This window comes from Pararcticibacter amylolyticus (genome assembly GCF_003130405.1).
Classification (GTDB): domain Bacteria; phylum Bacteroidota; class Bacteroidia; order Sphingobacteriales; family Sphingobacteriaceae; genus Arcticibacter; species Arcticibacter amylolyticus.
Genome location: NZ_QEAS01000004.1, coordinates 265,174 through 284,787 on the forward strand (window position 1 = coordinate 265,174; position 19,614 = coordinate 284,787).

A 19,614-nucleotide genomic window follows, 5' to 3' on the forward strand; every position below is an offset into this window, starting at 1 on the left:
AAAGGTAGTCCTGTTGATGCATAGTTTTGAGGTGTCAAATAAAAAATTACAGTATGGAGTACAACATCAGACAAGCAGGACTAAAAGATCTGGACACAGCAGCAGAACTATTTAATCTTTACCGGGTCTTTTACCGTCAGGAAGATGACTACGGGAAATGTAAAAAGTTTCTGGAGGAAAGGCTGAATAATGAACAGTCACATGTATTTGTGGTATATGCAGACGAAAAGCCAGCCGGATTTGTCCAGCTATACAAACTGTATCATTATATTAAGCTTCAAAAACAGTGGTTGCTGAGCGACTTGTTCGTCCACCCTGACTATAGAGGTAAAGGTCTTTCAGTCGCATTAATCGACCGCGCTAAACAATGGTGTGATGAAACAGGGGCTTGCGGACTAATGCTGGAAACCGAAAAGACGAACAATATAGGCAATCAACTGTATCCCCGCTGTGGTTTCGAATATGACGGACTGCACAATTATTACTACTGGTGGAAGTAACGAAAACGGCAAAAAAGCCCGGTAAATGTTATTAACTAAAGGCGAGTTAGAGAAAAAGACCTGTAAATCCAGGTTGATCCGTTTAAAGATCAGCCCTGATTTACAGGTCTCTGATATTTTCTGGTATGTCCCATCGGTTCGTGGCTGGACTATGCAGACATAGATGATTGTGGCTCATACAGAAAGGGTTAGTGATATAGCTCCTGATATCTTTCAGAAACAAGAAGGTATTTGTTTAATGCAAACTCTTCAGTCCGATTTCCGAAACTGAAATACACTTTTTACGTATATCATCTTATATGTCTCAATACGTTAGAATATAGGTGTTAATGGGATATGACAGAGATAATTAATGGACATTTTAGATATTATTAATAACGATCCGCCTTTTGTAGTGGGGGTAGAAAAATCAGGTTTATATTACGATTTGTATGTTGTACCATTGTGGGATCATAAACAGGCCAGGCAAGAGTTTATTATTTACAATCAGAATCATGAAATCGGAACACTTTATCGTTATGATTGCGTAGAATGGCGATGGCTTGATGAGCCTGAGTTCAACTATCTGGCTAATCTTATCGGTTTTGAAATTGATGCCAGGAATAATTAGAACATATAATCGTCTTTTAACCTGAGACCTTAATTGGATGTAAATATGCTATGATCTTGTCACGTTTTCCTTGTTACCTTTTGGTTACTGTCACTTTTTGTCATAAGTTACAAAATGCCATTGCGAAGTTTTAGTTTTGGACTGTATTTTAATCACTATAATATGAGCTTGCTACAAGATTTGCAATGGAGATATGCAACAAAGAAAATGAACGGGAAGAAAATTCCTCAGGAAAAACTAGACTATATACTCGAGGCGGCCAGGCTGGCGCCATCGTCTTCAGGTTTACAGCCCTTCAAAATTATAGTCATATCCGATGAAGCTTTACTGGAAAAAATAAAAGGAGTTGCGTACAATCAAAGCCAGATCACAGACTGTTCTCACCTGCTTATATTTGCCGCATGGGACGGCTACAGCGAAGAACGGATCTCAAATGTCTTTAACTATATGATGGACGAGCGCGGGCTGCCTCATAGTACAATGGACGATTATAAGCAGACTATTCTGAGTCTTTATGGACCCTTGGGTAAAGACTGGCAAGCACATCACGCTGCTAAGCAAAGTTATATTTCGTTTGGAATGGCTATAGCCGCCGCTGCCGAGCAAAGGATTGATGCGACGCCCATTGAAGGATTTCTGCCGGAGAAACTGGATGCTCTTCTAAACCTGAGGGCAGAAGGCTACCGGAGTACAGTTATCCTGCCCCTGGGATACAGGGATGAGAGCAATGACTGGCTTGTCAACATGAAAAAAGTAAGGACGCCGAAAGAAAATTTCATAAAAGTAATGACTATCGAAGATGCTGTCGATACAGGCGAACAGCCAATGGGACTAAGTCTGGATAATTTTAACCAAAAGTAAAAGAGCCAGCCTCTTTTAATAACAAATAATGGAAACGGCCGGTTAACGGGTTTCCCTTATTTGTTATTAAAACTCACCGTCGGGGAACGATCGCTATAACCTTTTTATTTAAGTTTGCAGCAAAATGAATAAGGATGGCTGCTCATAAAACGAATGCTGCAAGATTGTTAGACAAGGCACACATACCGTATGAACTTATAGAATATCAAGTAGACGAAAACGATCTGAGCGCTGTGCATTTAGCTGAGCAGCTCAACCTGCCCAAGGATCAGCTGTTCAAAACCATTTTGTTGCGGGGGGATAAAAACGGGGTATTTGTGTGCGTAATCCCCGGCGATCAGGAAGTGGACCTGAAGCTCGCTGCAAAGGCTTCAGAGAACAAGAAAGCCGATACAGTGCCGGTAAAAGAACTTCTGCCGCTGACTGGTTATATCCGGGGCGGTTGTTCTCCCATCGGAATGAAGAAGAACTACCCGGTTTTTATAGATGAACAGTGTAGTCAGCATCTTCATATCTACCTGAGTGCAGGACAACGCGGACTTCAGCTAAAGATGAAGCCGGAAGACCTCATTAAAGCAGTCAATGCCACCGTTTGCTGCCTCGCTAAGGACACCCGGTGACAGTGAATGCTTGTCCCCGGCGCCATTTAACGGTTATTCTTCCCGATAAAATCGCTCAGATAACTGCATTCATTTATCGCTTTCCGGTAAAATGCTGTATTCTTATACTGCTGCATTTCATTAAAATAAACATTCTGTTTTAATCCGGCCATAAAGACCTTCCACTGCTTGTCGTATGTATCATAATCCACGTCGGTCAAAGACGGCGCTTCCTTTCCCTTTTGTTCACACTTTGCAGCCATAAAAGTACAGCGGGCTTTGAACTCAGGATCACTGCTAAGCTCTCTTGCTTTTAAATAATATTGTTTCGCCAGAGATGCTTTAACATAATCTCCATCGTAGTAATACATCGCTTTTCTCCCAAAGTCGTATACCGACCAGCTGTAAGAAATAAGCCCCCACGAGTTCCCGTGCATCGAAGTACTGTACAGCCCTGTAGCCAACTGGAATAAGACATCCGCATTCTGCGGTTCTTTCTTTAATTGATTTTCCAGCGCAGCCATCTTTTCTGCAAAAGTCAGCTTGGTGTAGCTCTTGCCGCTATAATTCTTGGGATAGTCATTAACGGATGCGTAAAATGGGTCTCCCTGCATGTTTTTATCATCGTAATAGCTTTTGCCGTTGTAGGGCGCAGATCTCAGCTTCTTGTCAGCAATTTGTTGAAATGCTGTAGCTGCTTCAGAATACCGGTGCTCACGCAGCAGGCTTGTCCCCAGAAGTTCGTATAACTTATCTGCATTAACATCCCTGAGACCGGTAGTCAGGAAAGCGAGATAGGCATCAGGCTGTGCCTTCTTTTTCCAGCCGATGATTTGGCTCAGATGTTCCGGATGCAGGTATTTAAACCAAAAGTCGGGCAGTTGTTCATCCATATAACCACTATAATCAGGCGCATCTCCATTCTTAGCTTTAAGCAGGGCAAGTGCCGCTTTGGTGGTGTCGCCCTGACGCAGGTAGGCCGGAGATAAGACATACGTATAAAAATTACGCGCAGTGATGGCAAACCAGTTATACTGTTCCGGCTTCTCAGGATAAGAAGACGCAGGATGCTTTCTTCCTTTGTCTGCTTTTTCGTCAAGCCATTGCAAAGAAGGCAGCAAAGCAGTTTCGTCTACATTCTGTACCTTTTTCAGCCTCTGAGCTGATAACAGTAGATTTACGACTTGCTTCTGATCGGCCATCTTTCCACTAAGTGTCTTTCCATCCAAATTGGCCAGGGCAGAGAGTCCTTCGTCCGGTTTATTTTGCATGAAGCACAAATAGGCATTGACAAGTGTTCCGAGCTGCGGCTCCGGATATTTCGCTTCCTTACTCAGGTTTGAACAAAATAACTTCAGTTTCTCAATATGATCCTCGTTCCTGCTGCGGATACTGTCAGGTATACTTACAAAAAAGCTGCCCTCGGGTACCGGTTTGTCGGCAACTGTCTTCTTTTTCAAATACCCTGCAGTAAACCAACCTAAAGCAACGATTCCCAAGAGTCCCAGTGATCCGGCGGCTACTTTGCCGCCAGGCTTGTTTTGCCACTTTCTATGATTTAGCCGTAAAATAATGGCGCCAGTTAACAAAAAGGCAATGCCAGCCCGCAACAGCCATTTAGCAGGAGAAGAGGAAGCCAGCGGCGATGAAATCTGGGGTTTCGGGGCGTTACTATACGCCTCATCGCTATTATTCGCCAGTGAAGGCGTGAGATAATACTGCTCAAGTTTGTTAATCTCCCGTATCAACAGAACCCCAACCATAGGAGAAGCAGGGGCAAGGTCGTATACTTGTTTCAGGCTCTCCATCTCAATATCTGAATTGGCGAAGCTTTTAATAGCATAGAGATTAGCCTTTTCTTTTTCATTTTGAGCAAGCTTCAGCACATCACTAAATGGTGCTTCAATATAGTGATAGTTGCGGTACGCCTGTATTCTCCTTTCAGGGTATTCCCCAAACACCTTCGAGAACAGGTAAGCTGCGCGGATGGTATCATTTAAGCGTCGTTCCTCACCGGCTTTTAAAGCCAGCGACCATCCTTTGACGTGACTTTTCGACGATATTTTCGCTATGTGCTGATCATATATATTCTTTGCATCTTCATAGTTTCCGGCATAATGGTTAAGTTTCTGCGCCTGATAAAAATACCTAAGTTTCAGGAACTGGTCATTTTCGGAGATGGCTGACTGAAGAGCCATACCTGCCGCGTCTTTCAATCCGCTGGTGTCACGCGGCTCGGGGTTCCAGTAGTCGTAACTTGTCTCTCCGAGCTTTTCCGCCTGCAGGGCAAACTGGTAGTACTTTCCCGCAGCCGAATGAGCCGGCTCTTTTAAGGAGCGTAAAAACGGATTCGCTGCCAGGCTGTCGGCAGCAGGCAGATCCTGTTCAAGATATCGAAGCACACTTCCTTTACCGGCGCTGTCAATCCCATACATGATTTTTTTGACATCTACCGGCTTTACCCGGCCACCCATATAGGCCGCCCATTCAGCCGAATTAATTTCAGCCTCACTTTCCGGTTCGTCGTCGGTATAGGTGAACTTGAAATATGAAAAATTAAACGCATCATGGCCTTTTTTTTCCTGAACGTCTGAATGGAAAAAAGACGTATAATAATCGTAAGGATCAACCTCTCCTCCGCAAGCCAGAACTATGATCATGCAGGTGAACGACATGCCGGCCAGGCTAACGAAATACAGAAGCAGTTTTTTCCAGAGTTTCATATCGGTAATATTTTAGTGTTGGTTCGTCAAGGTGAAAATAAATAAGCCTCAGAGTGTCCGAAGTTACAAACTGCTGAAGGTATCGGGCGGCATCTTCCAATTCATCCGGTGATACTGTTTCCCATCGGACTTCATCGCCGCGCTTAAGCCCGTAGTCAGGAAGATCACCCAGCACCTCGTAGAAATTATGATCCGTTTCCCTGAACAACTTTTTGTTGTCCGGCAGCGAAATATTGAGCCTTTTAGCAATACCTGCATATTGTTTCTGTCTGAACACAACAGCCCACCTGAAAAGCGGCAATCCGATATCCACCGGCATCGGATAGAAAGATAAATTATCGCCCGCATATTTTTCGAGTTCGCTTTGCTGCAATATTGAATTCTGATTGCCATACTTCCGGAGGTTGCCCATATTATAACACATCAGCATGACACGGTCGGCAGGAGGGATGCCGCTGCTTCTTTGATTTTTAAGCTGATGCAGCCGCAGGGTGACAGAAAGCTGTTTGTTTTTAAGATCTGCACATTGCCGGATACGCCTGAGAAGATAAAAGTAGTTGTCCCGCGTACTCTGTGTCCAGTCACAGTCAATCTGCAGTTCCCTGAACGAGCGTTTCCCTGCCTGCCCCAGCTTGCCATTTACATACCGGACGGTTTTTGCAGCGAGCTCATCAAGTTGCGTATGTGTTTGATTTTTGATTGCCTGGTTGACTATAAACACAACAGGGACCAGTTCTACAGAGTCAGGTACGGGTGATTTGAATACAACAGGGGATATGGGTATAAGGGTTCCGTCTTCTTCATCCACATCCATTATCCTGACGTAAAGTTTTTTGCAGTTCAGTTTATTAAAGTATTGATTTTCTGTCTCATTATGCCGGTATACTGTTTTCCAATAGTAAAACGATGTGTTAACGACCCGCTTTTTACGACAGGATGTTCCCAAAAAGACGATAAAGAAGAAGATCAGATAAACTGATAAATTAAGCTTCATTTCAAGAAAAGGTCTTTCATCAGATCCGGACAATCTTATCAGTAACAGGTGCAGCCTGATGAAACCGGATAGTGCCAGACATAGGGATATTCCCGCCGCAATTTAACAAGAATATTATTCAGAAGGTTTTGAAAAAAGAATCAAATTCCCATTTCTGCTGACTTAGAGACAGCGGAAATGGGAATTTGTCAGAGGCGTAAATAATAGTTCTCGTCCTCACCCTTACTATCTCCGTGTTTTATACTGTGACATCCAGGTACTGTAAAAGCTTATTATGCAAAAGATTGGATAAAACGGCCTTCAGAAGATGCTACCACGGACAAACAGTTTCAGGAAAGTACTCTTCGCTGAAATACTTTCCCGTTGGCCCATCCTGTCCAATTAGTGCGTATTTGGCAATACGCTGCCCGGCTTGTTCTGGCGTGCTTGTTCCCTGACGCCCGGTAAAGTCTGTTTGCGTATATCCGGGACAAACGGCGTTTACCTTAAACGGTGTGTTGCGCAGTTCGTAAGCCAGGTTTACGGTATACATATTCAAGGCCGATTTGGAAGATTGATAGACGACATATCGTTTAGGATAGTTGTCGCCATAGATGTCAGCTGCCATATTTAGTGACGCCATTGCCGTGCTCACATTTACAATTCTGGGCTCCGCCGATTTCCTGAGCAGATCAATAAATGCCCCGGTTATCCGAACTACCCCAAATACATTGGTGTCGTAAACCTTCAGATACTCCTCCGCTGTTGATGTCAATGCAGACTGTTCGAGCTCACCTGAAATACCCGCATTATTTACTAATACATCCAGTACACTTATTTTTTCGCCAATCGTCTTCCTTGCCGAGTCGACAGATTCCTGGTTGGTGACATCCAGCGCGATGGCTTCAATATTGCTGAGACCTTCCGCTTTCAGCTTTTCTACCGCTGATCTGCCGTTATCTAAGCTCCGGCTGCCTAAATAAACAAAGAGTCCATTTTGGGCGAGTATTTTTGCGGTTTCAAAACCGATTCCTTTGTTTGCTCCTGTTACTAATGCTGTTTTCATAAATCTTTATTGACTTTATGAAGCGAAGGTAGCAGGATACGGAACAGGTGATCAGGACAAATCCTGTTAATTTTGGGACAAATCCCTCAAGTCAGCTAAATAGCGGCTGACGCTCTTTCCTGTGCTCTTTTTAAAGAGCCGGGAGAAGTACCCGGGATCATTAAAGCCCAGATCATAGGCCAGCTCTTTGACAGAGATACTGGAATATTGAAGCTTTCTCTGCGCTTCCAGCATCAGACGGTTGGTTATCCATTCTTTGGGCGATATACCTGCGTGTTCCTTCACGATGGCATATAAGGTACTGGATGTAAGAGCCAGTTTCTCAGCAATACTCTGTACATCGTGCTGCTCTGTCAGATTACTTTCAACTGCCAGCTTAAAGGCGACATATTTTGAAAATTTGGAATTGGCGTTGATCTCCTGGCCCTGATATTGTTCGAAATAGGCGGTGTTATATTCGGTGAGCAGCGTATGTAAATGTGCCAGGATCACCTCCGCTTTTTTCTGTTTCCCGGGGGAATGGAGCAGCTGAAACAATCCGGAAAGCAAGTTCTTCACCCTCTTACGGGAAGCCGCATCAAACGCAATAGAATTTACATTGAACGGGTTGACAAGAAATGGATAGGGGCCAGGCAATAACGTTAGTGTATGCTCATCGAAAGAAAGCGCATACTGCGGCATATTTTTATCATACGGCAGCTTGGTGACGATCTGATTGGGTAAACCGAAGGCGAGCTCCCCGCTATTAATAGTAAATTCTTTAAGATCAATCTTAAAAGACGCAGTACCTTGTTCAAGGTATTGAAAATAGTAAAAGGAGAGACGGTGGGGCTTACGCAGCACCTGAATGACATCATCGGGCAGGGGAACCGCACAGTTTTCATTCAGTGCAATGCAAACCTTGTCATGATTCCTTATTTTCTCCAGTAAGCCCTTGGTTTCTTCCATCCTGTAAATGTGATTCATCGCTTGTCAGCAACCAGCTTTTTTATTTGTATGCAGGAAGTGACCGTAAAGTGTATTATTCCCTCTAAAGCAGCCTACATAATAAAAGCCTTTGTTAAACAAATGTATAAAATCCGAATATTTTAATTGTCTGTTTATATGGCTTATGTAATGATATTTACATTATTATAATATTTAGCCTCCATCTTATCGATTCAAAAATGATGTTGCAGCAATTAGCCATAATTAAATCCGAAGGCTTTGAGATTAATTGTACTTGCTTGGCAGAATGGTTATGGGGAATTATCACCATTTTGCGTCCTCGCTTTTAAAGCTCGTTTACCCAAAAGCACCTTGTTTGTACCATAAGTGCACCATGAGTGCACCTTTTTGTAGATAAAGGTGCACTCATGGTGCACTTATGGTACATTCGGTGTACAAACAGTTGGAAGAAATTACAAAGAATGTTTGATGCAAGCATAGTGTGAGGATAAAGTTGTCCTTAACAAGATGCAGATCCATCTGGAAGATAGCCCACTTAAGGATCTTCATAATCCCGCGCATCTTTCTGTAACAGCGAATATAAAAGGATGCAATTTGCGATGGACCTTTTTTCTAAGTGAGACCGCGAAGCAGCTTGAGTGAACTATGTTCTAGGCTTGAAAGTTTTCTGATTATTAGCTTCTTAGGGTTCTTGTAAATGCCTATCATTAGCTATTGCAGTCTACCGGCTATTGCTATAGCTTTATGAATAACAGGAAGAGGAACAGGATCTTTTTTGTTTCTGATTGAGGCTCTGTGTTTCGCAACTTTTGAATATTAAATTCCGATGAACACGATCAACAGCATAGCAACAGCCATTAAGCCAAATCCGCTTTTAAAAATAAACGAGATCGTTGATCTTAACCGGCCTTTTGAATGGATTGAATATGATACTGCAATTCTTGTAGTCCACGGGATCGGAAACCAGCTCCCCATGGAGACGATCGACCAGTTTGGGAAAGGGCTCGTCAAGCAGCTGAAGGCTTGTTACGAAAGAACCACCGGCCAGTCTTTCTTCGAACATTTTGTAGTGGAGCATGTGATAGTGAATAAAAAGGCAGATGAAGGTGCACGTGACTGGTTTGATAATGTAGTACGCATTCGCAAAAGAGATGATCTAACTGCTCCGGCCATTGACATATATGAATATTACTGGGCCTACTATACCGAAGGCAAGGCGGATTGGTCTGATATTAATCAGTGGTTGCAAGGCGTAGTAAAGGGTGCTGGTAAATTTTACAAGAGGAATATGGATTTTGCCAAAGCTGCCGGAGACCGGAGTCTGTTGACGTATTACCAAGGCCAGACTAACTGGAAATATTTCCTGTTTATTCGCTTGATAGCCCAGGTTGTTGTGGGAGGAAGACTATTAATCGACTTTATTGTAAAGCTTCTGTCGCTTGTGCCGGTATTGGGCTCGCTGATAGGAAGCTTCGTGTCGAATTATATAACAAGGGAGAAAAATGCCATTGCTAATATTCTGGGAGATGTGATTGTATACAATGTCACGGACACAAAATCGAAATACTACGCAGTTAGAAGAGAAATATTGGACGGGGCTGTAAGAGCCATTAAATTTCTCCTCGAAAAGAAGAAAAGCGTGGCAGAGGCAGTTCAGGGTTTTGAGCAGGATGCTTATCCCTCAGTGATTGTGGCAGGCCATTCGTTGGGGAGCCAGGTGTCATATGATGCTTTGAACAGAATAAACTTTTTAATTAACAAAAATGGGATTAAGTGCAGGAGTGTTGGAGATAAGCTTAAAGGGTTTGTAACCTTCGGTTGCCCGCTTGACAAGATCGCTTTCTTCCTCCGGGAGAATATTCCTGATGAGCAATTTGTGCGGCAACAATTATTAAACAATTTTCTTGGTTTTAAACAAAAGGGCTGGAATGCCGGAGTAGTGCAGCCAGAAGATTTCTTTCAAATCGAAAATACCCTTGTAAAGAATTTGGAGCAGGTAAAGTGGCGGAATTACTATGATGAAAAGGACTACGTCAGCGGTAACCTCGATTATTACAGCGGACTCACTAATATCGATTGCCAATTTGACCGCAAGGAATTTTTTGCCTTTACGCACGGAGACTACTGGACCTGCGACCTGTTCTATCAGGACTTTATCAATGAATTTCTCTCATGAGGAGTTTCCTTTCTGCATCGGCCGTCAATGTAGTTAGAGAGAGATTATAATGCCCTTTACGATCCTGGATTTTTTTACCCGAAATATAAAATTGAGACGATTAGACAAAAGATTGAACAGATAATATAAGATTCATTCGTTTAATTTGGTTATAAATAGGTCTCAGCGAGAAATTACGGTACCAGGCAAGTGGTGTGTGTGTTTATAGAACTAACTTTTATGAAGCTGAAACGGTATTTTTTGTTAGGGGGCTTAATTATTTCGTGCCATACTTTTACTCAAAAACCACACACAGGATTTATGTCAAAGAATAGTGCATCAACAGTAAGTAAAACTGCTGATGGCAAATTAGTCTATAAAACTGATAAAAATACACCAATCAGAAATTCAGTCCCTAATAATCTGATGGAAAGGCACCAAGGGTGGCAATATCATGTTAAGACCTAAAGACATATCCTACCGTTAAACACACTTAATTAGCTGGTCTCATTCATTTAAAACCGGAAGGAGGATAACTGTTATGTCATAATTCTATATTTCCCGATACAATCTGCTAAAGTTAAAAAAGACACACATATCAATTTTACCGTTATTAGTATTTATTAACCAATTTTCTGATATTATGGAGAAACGACGAGATTTTATTAAAAAAGTGGCTGTTGCATCGGCCGGAGTAATAGCAGGCAACAGCCTGTTCGGCATGAGCGCAAAAAGTTACCGGAATATTATAGGAGCTAACGAACGCATACACCTTGCCATCATCGGCCTGAATGGACGCGGCTCTACCATGGCCGGCACTTTCGCAAGGCAAAAGAATGCAGAGATATCGACACTTTGCGACGTTGATACCCGCGTTTTTGCCAAAGCACTGAAATCTGTAGCCTCAAACAAACAAATAAGCGTCCCAAAAACCGAAGGCGACTGCCGCAAGGTGATGCAGGATAAGAATATTGATGCCATCTACATCGCCACGCCCGATCACTGGCACACACCTCTTACCATTATGGGTTGTCAGGCCGGGAAACATGTATATGTGGAGAAGCCTCTAAGTCATAACCCGCACGAGGGCGAACTGGCTATTGCCGCTGCCCGTAAATATAACAGGGTAGTGCAAATGGGGGCTCAACGTCGTTCGGCTCCGGTACTGACCGAAGGTATACAGCAACTGCACGAAGGGATCATTGGTCGCGTTTACTATGCCAAGACCTGGTATACTAACGACCGTAAAGCTACTTTCCTGACCCCCGGTACTGCGCCTGCAGAGTTAAATTACGACCTGTGGCAAGGCCCGGCACCGCGTCTGGCTTATCAAAATGGGCTGATCCATTACAACTGGCATTGGTTTTGGCATTGGGGAACCGGCGAAGCGCTGAACAATGGAACCCATGAAGTTGATATAGCCCGCTGGGGATTAGGGGTTGATTATCCCATAAAAGTAAGCTCCTCGGGCGGACGCTACGCGTTTAAGGACGATTGGCAAACACCGGATACGCAGGTGGTAACACTGGAATATCCCGACAGGAAAATGATCATGTGGGAAAGCAGCAGTGCCAACGGGCGAAGAATTGAAGGGGATGAGCGCGGGGTTATCTTTTACGGCGAGAATGGAAGCCTGAGCACCGGGAACGACGCTTACAAGGTTTTCGATCTGAAGGGCAAGCTGACAAAAGAAGTGGCCTCCAAAGATAAGGAAGAAACTATGCAGGGCCGTAATACAGCCACTGTCAGCCTGAGTTTGGATAGTATGCATGCGGCTGATTTCTTGGATGCAATACGTCAGAACCGCAAGCCAAACTGCGATGTGGAGACCGGGCATAAAAGTATTATCGGTATGCAGCTCAGCAACATTGCATGGCGAGTGGGCCGCGAACTGCGTCTTGACCCCAAAAACGGTCACATCCTGAATGATCCTGAGGCTGAAAAGCTATGGAAGCGTAGCTACGAGCCAGGTTGGGAACCCAAGGTTTAATGAATTAACGACTAAATATCAATTTCAAAGTATGATCCGTCACCTGAAAAAAGGATTACTAACGCTGTTTTTAATAACAGGTCTAACCAGTGGCCAGACGTTCGCCCAAAAACAATTATTCCCGGAAGCGCCGGGTATGGTTTCGTACACTTACAGAAATCAGTTTGCTCAGGATGTGCCCGGAACGCTGGATGTGTTAAAAGGACTCGGGATAACTGATATCGAATTTTCGAGCCTGTTTAAACAAACCCCTGACGGCTTACGCAAAATGTGCGATGCCAGGGGAATCAAATGTTCGTCGTACGGTGTGAGTTATGAAGATCTGGTAAATAAGACTGATGAAGTGGGAAAGGCTGCCTTAACTCTGGGTGCAAAGTATGTCAGGATATCCAGTATCCCCCACAAAGGCGCTTTCACATTAGAGAATGCTAAACAGGCGGTTGCCGATTTTAATAAGTACGGCAAGCTGTTAAAAGATAAGTACGGCCTTACTTTCATTTATCACAATCACGGTTTCGAGTTTGAACCTTACCAGGATGGTACACTGTATGACTACCTGCTGAAAAATACCGATCCCAAATATGTAGGCATGGAACTTGATATCCTCTGGGCATTTTTTCCGGGGCAGGATCCTGCGCAACTGCTGGCGAAATACAGCAACCGCTATAAGGCCCTTCACATGAAGGATCTGAAGAAAGGTGTTGAACGTGGCAGCCTTTCGGGGACTACAGCGAAGGATAATGATGTGATTTTAGGCACCGGTCAGATTGATATTCCGGCTGTGATAAAAGCAGCGCGTAAAGCCGGCGTAAAACATTATTATATTGAGGACGAAAGCAGTTCAGCCGTTACTCAGGTGCCTGAGAGTATAAAATATCTTAATAGCTTAAAAAAAGATTAAACATTGGCCCGCGTGACGGCGATGAGCTTAAACTGGGGTACTGATAGCGGTAAGCTGTATAAAATAAGCAAGAAGTAATTTAAATGATCTGTATAAATAATGGCGCCTCGCCAGGCGCCATTATTTATTCCTATTCTTTAGTTAACATACTCAAGTCCCCACTTATGTAATTCATTAATAATTGGCTCTAACTTTTCTCCTTTCGTGGTCAGGGTATATTCTACCGTAGGAGGTACGGTTGCAAAAACTTTCCTGGAGACAATTCCATTCGCCTCCATATTCTTCAATTCCTTTACCAGCATCCGGGTATTTATGTTCGGGATAAGCCGCTCTAATTCGCTGAAACGCCTTGTGCCCGGGAATAAGGCATAGATAATTGACATAGACCACTTTCCGCCGATTATGCTCAGGATTTCCTGCAGCGCACATCTTTCATTACTTTTTTTTATTTTTTTATCAATCATAAGTACCTGATCCTGTTTAAAGCTTTACTTTATGGCATTACTGTACATTCGTGTAAGTACTTTCAAAAGTAAAGTAATGTATTTTACTTTGCAACTCATTCTAAAAACAACATGGAAAATTCATTAAAAGGACAGGTCGCCCTGGTAACAGGAGGAACAAAAGGTATCGGAAAAGCGATTGCCGATAAGTTAAGCAGTGCAGGTGCTGAAGTGGTAGTAACTGCACGAACAGCACCGGCCGAGAACCCGAACGGTCATTATTTCATACCGGCAGACCTTACACAAGCGGAAGATGCAGAAACGATAGCGATAGAAATTTTGAGAAAATACGGCAGGATAGACATTATCATCAATAATGCAGGTGCTAATTTAAGCCCCGGTGGTGGCTTCAGTACGCTTTCGGATGAACATTGGTACAACGACTGGCAGTTGAATTTCATGTCGGTTGTGCGCATCAATAAAGCCTTATTGCCTGCAATGACCGAACAGAGAAGTGGTGTAATCATCAACATTTCGACAGGTGCGGCAAAGCAACCGATCTGGGGGATGACCATGTCGTACTCATCTGCAAAAGCAGCATTGAATGCATACAGCAAGGCGCTGGCGGGTGAACTGGGTCCCAAAGGCATACGTGTAAACGTAGTTTCTCCAGGGGTAGTAAAAACGCCCTTAATGCTTGATTTTATTGAGAACCTGGCAAAGTCATCAAATAGTACGGTAGAAGAAGTATTTCAGGGGGTAATGGACAAGGTCGGCGTGCCTTTAGGCAGAATGGCCGAGCCCGAAGAAATCGCCGGCCTTGTAGCATTTCTTGTTTCGCCGGAAGCGAAATATATTACGGGGACGAATTATTCAGTCGATGGTGGTGCTGCCCCTTCGGTATAAAGTTGCTTTTTCTATAGCTTTCCTTGATTTGCTTACAAGCTTCAGGGGTTTGCATACATGTATCAGATTTGGCTTACCGACCTTTGAATCATGGAAATAAAACAAGTTGCATTGGGCAGCCAGGGATTGGTTGTGCCGGTGATTGGCCTGGGCTGCATGGGCATGACGGGCTTTGAAGAGGGACATATGTACGGCCCTGCGGATGAGCAGGAGGCCATTGCGACGATTCACCGTTCGCTCGAACTGGGTGGTAATTTTCTCGATACTGCCGATCTGTACGGGCCGCTGAAGAATGAGCAGCTCATAGCGAAGGCAATCAGCGGTAAACGCGATCAGTATATTCTGGCCACCAAGTTTGGCTGGGAAATCGATGACAACAATAAGGTGACCTGGGCCATCAACGGCAAAAAGGACTATGTGAAGAAATCCCTTGAGCGTTCGCTAAAGAATCTCAATACGGATTACATCGATCTGTATTACCTGCACCGCCTGGATAAAAATACGCCGGTAGAGGAAACGGTTGAAGCCATGGCGGAGCTTGTTAAAGAAGGTAAGGTAGGCTATATCGGTCTGTCTGAGGTATCGTCTGAAACGGTTAAGCGTGCACATGCTGTACACCCTGTTACTGCGGTACAAAGTGAGTATTCTTTATTTGAACGGACAGTGGAAGAACGCGGAGTGTTAGTAACGTTAAATGAACTTGGTATCGGGTTTGTAGCTTACTCACCATTGGGCCGCGGTTTTTTGTCGGGACAGATCAAAAACATCGACGATCTGCCGGAGAATGATTTTCGCAGGGCGATCCCGCGTTTCCAGGGCGAAATGTTTAATAAGAATATTGAACTGGTTAAGGCAATTGAAGACATTGCAGAAGTAAAGAACGTGACTTCTTCACAACTGGCATTGGCCTGGATCATGAGTAAGGGGATTGTACCGATCCCGGGAACGAAACGCAGAAAATACCTGGAGCAAAACCTTGCTGCGACTACTATTGAGCTGACAGAGGCTGATCTTTTGCAACTGGAAAGCATAGTCCCTTTAGGTACAGATACTGGTGCACCTTATGATGAGTTCAGTATGGGTTTAATTGATTAAATTTGTTTATGAACGCCATTAATTCCATATCAGAATTTCACCGGCTGCTGTCGCTGCCCCAACCCCGCCATCCGCTGGTGAGCGTGATCAACCTGGCTGAAAGCGTCTTTTTGGAAGACGAGATCTGGAAAGGTTTTGTTAACCGCTTTTATTGCGTGGCGCTCAAACGGGAAGCCAAAGGCAAGATCAGGTACGGCCAGCAGCATTATGATTATGATAAAGGGGTATTAAGCTTTACCGCGCCTAACCAGGTGCAACAACTGGACTTGCAAAATATGGAATGCGGGTCCGGTTATCTCCTGATCTTTCATCCCGACTTTCTGTTGCAGCATCCTTTGGCAAGCAGTATTCATCACTACGGTTTTTTTGATTACGCCGTTAACGAAGCGCTGCATCTGTCGGCCGAAGAAGAGGATGATCTGATCACTATTCTCAATAAGATTGATAAGGAATGCCGGCATATCGATAAGTATACCCAGGAGATCATTCTGACGCAGATCGAGAGCCTGCTAAAATATTCAAACCGTTTTTATGAGCGGCAGTTTTTAACCCGCAAGAATAATAATTCGGCTCTGCTGACCAGGTTTGAGCAGTTGATCGATGATTACTTTGAAAGCGAAGTACAGGGTTTGCTCACCGTACAATATATTGCTGCTCAAATGAACCTGTCGCCGAACTACCTGAGTGACCTGCTCCGGGTCCATACCGGGCAGAACACCCAGCAGCATATTCATGAAAAGCTGATCGCGAAGGCCAAAGAGAAACTTTCAACGACCAGTCTCTCTGTTAGCGAGATCGCCTATGCCCTGGGCTTTGAGCATGCACAATCGTTCAGCACGCTTTTCAAAAAGAAGACGAATTTATCGCCGCTTGAATTTCGTCAGGCTTTTAATTGATTGCAGGAGTTAAACCGGAAATCATAATATCCCCCGCAGCTGAATGGTTGCGAGGGATAGATTTGATGTGCGCTGGTAATTGTTAGATGAATCGCCAGAATTAGCAAGAACCTATGTCCTCTAACATGGGGTGTGTTGATTTGAGTTTTTTTGCGCCGGTTCAACATGTCTTCCAAGTCTTCTTGTTATGCGTTGCAATAATGTTGCAATTGTAGGTGAAAATATATTTGCAATACAGTTGCATTAGTTATTTTTGTCAGATGAAATCATATAAAATAACCGGGCGGCTTGACAGAGCAGGTATGACTGCCAGTGCGATGTGCGCAGTCCATTGTGCTTTGCTTCCCATGGTCATCACGCTGCTGCCGCTATGGGGACTTGAGTTTCTCGCAGAAGAATGGGTCGAACTTTTTATGATCGGACTGGCTCTGATTATTGGCGTAATATCGTTGAGTGTATCCTTTAAAAAGCACCATCGAAGAAAGATGCCTTTGCTGCTCCTGGCGGTCGGTTTTGGGTTCATTCTGCTCGGGCATTTATCATATTCAGAGCTTTTGGAACCGATCCTGATTCCCCTGGGAGGTTTGACAATTGCAGCTTCCCACTATATTAACTGGAGGTTTTCTGCATGCAGGATGCATCCGTAAGTTAAGAGTAACATATTAGTTATCTTCAATAACCAAATGAATGCCCCAGGTAAGCTATGAGGTATTGCATTGCTGCATAACAGCGAGGTGCAGGATAAGCTTTACAAAAGAATACGTTAATAAACATTGAAGGCACAGGAAGACGATAATACATCCGAAACGAAATGAGGAAAAAAATTATTGCCGCGGCAGCACTGATTGCAATTACCACTCTTAACCCATCCTGTAAGCACGGGAAGCAAACGCAGGAACATGTGTACTGTAAACATCTTTTTCAGGATTTGAAGAAATGAAAAAAGACATCGCGGTTTAGCTTGTGAACCGTGAAAAGCAAAAGAAGCACGGCGTCGGCCGTGCTTCTTTTGAGAAGAGGCCTGTTACTTACTTCTCCTTGTTTTTAATCTCGGTTACTTCTTTACGAATGTCTGTTGCTATCGTTTTAACCTCTTGCATACCATTCCGCAGGCGGGTGCCAGCAGCTTTGTTTCCTTTTTCGTAGAAGGCCTGTGCTTCTTTTTCGATGGAACTTACCAGTTCTTTTAATTTTTGAAAATTTTCCATAATCAATGTTTAATTCAAATATTAAAAAAATGTTTTAGCAGGGGAGGAGGATTATTTAAGGTGGAACTGTTTCAATGTGCAGTTTAGTGTACCCGCTCACCTTTTATCTTACTAATTAAGGGCTTCTGATATTAAAGTTCCGCTGGTAGTGATGCCACTTTTGTATTTTCTTTGCTTATATCTTCAATTCATGGCAGGGCAGGCCGAACGGAATTTATTCTCGTCGATATGCTGCGAAGAAAGATCGGATCAATGTAATTTATTTGCGAATGGAAAGCCGCTTGATCTATGTTTCTGTGAATTAAACCGATCAATGGGGTTTTCCGACGTAATAATAAGGCCATTAGTACATTGAAGGCATTCTTTTTTGTATTATCACTATCTAATCCCTTCTGGCCGACGTAAACATAGAACACCTGGCCTTGAGTGACGCCGCTGAGCGTCCCCGCAATATAGCCACCATTACCCCCAGGATAACCGTCTCCAGCACCTCCCTGCGCTCCCCAAACTTCAAACCCGAGCGATGTTACACCAGCCGGGACCGTGAAAGATTGCACAGTACCCGTATATTCATAGATTGGCGGCGTGACGAATATTACTTCATTGCCATGTTAAACGGTTTATGATGAAGTGATTGCGTAAGATCTTGCATATTAGATAAGGCCGATTCCTGCTTACTTATAATTCATAACGCGGCCTTTGCTGACCGCGTTATGAAGGTTATCGCTGAATGATTCAGGCGCCCTGTTTGTTCTTAACTTCTGCCAGCTTAGCAAGGATCGGTCCTTTATGCTCTAAAGTAAAAGCCACGAATTTATCCTCTTTTACCGCCATACGCACCAGCATCGGAAGCCATGGATACATTTTCCGGGCCAGTATTTCAAATGTTGCGTCGTCTTCGGCTGCGGCTAATGCCTTGTCAGCATAAGGTTCAATCGCAGGCCAGTGTTCAGCAATTACAGGTCCAATGGAATCCGTTATCTTGTTGTTAAGTTCGCTGTTTTCAGCGTTACCGTCTTTTTTAAGAAATGATGAAAGCATAGTGTGTTTAAATTTGAGATTTCAACAAATTATGCTTCCTATAGTTTTCCAAACCACACGCGATTATCGTAGCTCTGTGCCGCACAATTAGTTACATGCTCATTTTTGTTCGTTGAATATCCCTGTCAATACAGAGGTAAGCCCAAAGATCACCTCAGAATCATTAACACCTTCCGGGCTATAGCTTGATAGTAAATTTTTCAATGTATTATATTTGCAATATTGTTGCATATTTGTATTCCATAAGAGAACCATATGTCTCATTTACGTTTCATTAAGCAACTCATTTCATATACTCTGCTCGTTGTTTTAACGGGCAATGTAACTGTTGAGTTGTTGCATGAACACAAAAAGGCGAGCGGTGAATACAGAAAAACAAGAGGCGCATCAATAACAAAACAGCTTTCATCAAAGTGTTTTATCTGTGAATACCATGATGATCACAAAGAAAGTTCTTCTTTGCCGGCAACCTCCGGGTTTAGATGCTTTGAGATCTTTATTTGTGAATTTTCTACCCTGGGAGATGAGCGGACATCGCAGGGTGCCGGTTTTGCATTAAATTCCAGAGGCCCTCCTTATTCTGGTTACTCTGGTTCCCTGTAACCGTACCGAAAACTTTTATAATAAAAATTAAGAATTCTTTTGGCAGGATAAGGGAAAGTTTTACATATTTGCGCCGTTATTTATATTTAGTCTAAA

At 43.5% G+C, this 19,614-nt stretch carries 19 protein-coding genes; 11 read left to right on the plus strand and 8 right to left on the minus strand.

What is annotated here, in order from left to right:
- The first annotated feature begins 53 nt into the window (after positions 1 to 53).
- From DDR33_RS06950 to ybaK, 4 genes are all read left to right on the plus strand, one after another.
- Positions 54 to 500, plus strand: a complete 447-nt coding sequence (locus tag DDR33_RS06950; protein ID WP_109415046.1) for a GNAT family N-acetyltransferase — start codon at positions 54 to 56, stop codon at positions 498 to 500.
- A 352-nt stretch (positions 501 to 852) separates the two neighbouring features.
- Complete coding sequence (locus DDR33_RS06955) at positions 853 to 1,110, plus strand: hypothetical protein (RefSeq protein WP_109415047.1); 258 nt, start codon at positions 853 to 855, stop codon at positions 1,108 to 1,110.
- Positions 1,111 to 1,272: 162 nt separating this feature from the next.
- Positions 1,273 to 1,971 carry an NAD(P)H-dependent oxidoreductase gene (locus tag DDR33_RS06960; protein WP_109415048.1) on the plus strand — a complete coding sequence of 233 codons (699 nt, stop codon included), beginning with the start codon at positions 1,273 to 1,275 and terminating at the stop codon, positions 1,969 to 1,971.
- Positions 1,972 to 2,105: 134 nt separating this feature from the next.
- Positions 2,106 to 2,591, plus strand: a complete 486-nt coding sequence (gene ybaK / locus DDR33_RS06965; RefSeq protein WP_109415049.1) for a Cys-tRNA(Pro) deacylase — start codon at positions 2,106 to 2,108, stop codon at positions 2,589 to 2,591.
- Between the two features lie 26 nt (positions 2,592 to 2,617).
- Here ybaK and DDR33_RS06970 read toward each other — a convergent pair whose 3' ends face one another.
- The 4 genes from DDR33_RS06970 to DDR33_RS06985 form a co-directional block, all read right to left on the minus strand.
- Positions 2,618 to 5,293 (minus strand): hypothetical protein, encoded by a 2,676-nt coding sequence (locus DDR33_RS06970; RefSeq protein ID WP_109415050.1) that lies wholly within the window; start codon positions 5,291 to 5,293, stop codon positions 2,618 to 2,620.
- Positions 5,256 to 6,287, minus strand: coding sequence for a hypothetical protein (locus DDR33_RS06975; RefSeq protein ID WP_109415051.1), 1,032 nt, complete (start codon positions 6,285 to 6,287; stop codon positions 5,256 to 5,258). Before DDR33_RS06975 ends, DDR33_RS06970 begins: the two co-directional genes overlap by 38 nt.
- Before the next feature lie 310 nt (positions 6,288 to 6,597).
- Positions 6,598 to 7,332, minus strand: a complete 735-nt coding sequence (locus DDR33_RS06980; RefSeq protein ID WP_109415052.1) for an SDR family oxidoreductase — start codon at positions 7,330 to 7,332, stop codon at positions 6,598 to 6,600.
- Between the two features lie 66 nt (positions 7,333 to 7,398).
- The gene (locus tag DDR33_RS06985; RefSeq protein WP_109415053.1) at positions 7,399 to 8,280 is read right to left on the minus strand and encodes an AraC family transcriptional regulator; all 882 of its coding nucleotides are present in this window, start codon (positions 8,278 to 8,280) and stop codon (positions 7,399 to 7,401) included.
- 826 nt (positions 8,281 to 9,106) lie between these two features.
- Between DDR33_RS06985 and DDR33_RS06990 the strand changes: the two genes are divergently transcribed.
- From DDR33_RS06990 to DDR33_RS07000, 3 genes are all read left to right on the plus strand, one after another.
- Complete coding sequence (locus DDR33_RS06990; protein ID WP_109415054.1) at positions 9,107 to 10,456, plus strand: hypothetical protein; 1,350 nt, start codon at positions 9,107 to 9,109, stop codon at positions 10,454 to 10,456.
- Positions 10,457 to 11,078: 622 nt separating this feature from the next.
- Positions 11,079 to 12,425: a Gfo/Idh/MocA family protein gene (locus DDR33_RS06995; protein ID WP_109415055.1), complete on the plus strand. Its 1,347-nt coding sequence runs from the start codon at positions 11,079 to 11,081 to the stop codon at positions 12,423 to 12,425.
- Positions 12,426 to 12,456: 31 nt separating this feature from the next.
- Complete coding sequence (locus DDR33_RS07000; protein WP_109415056.1) at positions 12,457 to 13,326, plus strand: sugar phosphate isomerase/epimerase family protein; 870 nt, start codon at positions 12,457 to 12,459, stop codon at positions 13,324 to 13,326.
- 137 nt (positions 13,327 to 13,463) lie between these two features.
- Here the strand turns inward: DDR33_RS07000 and DDR33_RS07005 are convergent, their stop codons facing one another.
- Positions 13,464 to 13,790 (minus strand): winged helix-turn-helix transcriptional regulator, encoded by a 327-nt coding sequence (locus DDR33_RS07005; protein ID WP_109415057.1) that lies wholly within the window; start codon positions 13,788 to 13,790, stop codon positions 13,464 to 13,466.
- A 111-nt stretch (positions 13,791 to 13,901) separates the two neighbouring features.
- On the opposite strand from DDR33_RS07005, the gene DDR33_RS07010 reads away from it, so the two are divergent.
- The 4 genes from DDR33_RS07010 to DDR33_RS07025 all read left to right on the plus strand — a co-directional run bounded on the left by DDR33_RS07010 (position 13,902) and on the right by DDR33_RS07025 (position 17,313).
- Entirely contained in the window at positions 13,902 to 14,675 is a 774-nt protein-coding gene (locus DDR33_RS07010; protein WP_109415058.1) for an SDR family oxidoreductase, read from the plus strand.
- A 90-nt stretch (positions 14,676 to 14,765) separates the two neighbouring features.
- Positions 14,766 to 15,770, plus strand: a complete 1,005-nt coding sequence (locus DDR33_RS07015) for an aldo/keto reductase (protein ID WP_109415059.1) — start codon at positions 14,766 to 14,768, stop codon at positions 15,768 to 15,770.
- Between the two features lie 8 nt (positions 15,771 to 15,778).
- On the plus strand, positions 15,779 to 16,666 hold the full coding sequence (locus DDR33_RS07020) for a helix-turn-helix domain-containing protein (protein WP_109415060.1): 888 nt from the start codon (positions 15,779 to 15,781) through the stop codon (positions 16,664 to 16,666).
- A gap of 260 nt (positions 16,667 to 16,926) precedes the next feature.
- Positions 16,927 to 17,313 (plus strand): MerC domain-containing protein, encoded by a 387-nt coding sequence (locus tag DDR33_RS07025; protein ID WP_109415061.1) that lies wholly within the window; start codon positions 16,927 to 16,929, stop codon positions 17,311 to 17,313.
- Positions 17,314 to 17,694: 381 nt separating this feature from the next.
- Here DDR33_RS07025 and DDR33_RS07030 read toward each other — a convergent pair whose 3' ends face one another.
- From DDR33_RS07030 to DDR33_RS07040, 3 genes are all read right to left on the minus strand, one after another.
- Positions 17,695 to 17,874, minus strand: coding sequence for a histone H1 (locus DDR33_RS07030; RefSeq protein ID WP_109415062.1), 180 nt, complete (start codon positions 17,872 to 17,874; stop codon positions 17,695 to 17,697).
- A 188-nt stretch (positions 17,875 to 18,062) separates the two neighbouring features.
- Positions 18,063 to 18,431 (minus strand): glycine-rich protein, encoded by a 369-nt coding sequence (locus DDR33_RS26940; RefSeq protein ID WP_158280662.1) that lies wholly within the window; start codon positions 18,429 to 18,431, stop codon positions 18,063 to 18,065.
- 178 nt (positions 18,432 to 18,609) lie between these two features.
- Entirely contained in the window at positions 18,610 to 18,915 is a 306-nt protein-coding gene (locus tag DDR33_RS07040) for a hypothetical protein (RefSeq protein ID WP_109415064.1), read from the minus strand.
- Positions 18,916 to 19,614: the final 699 nt, after the last annotated feature.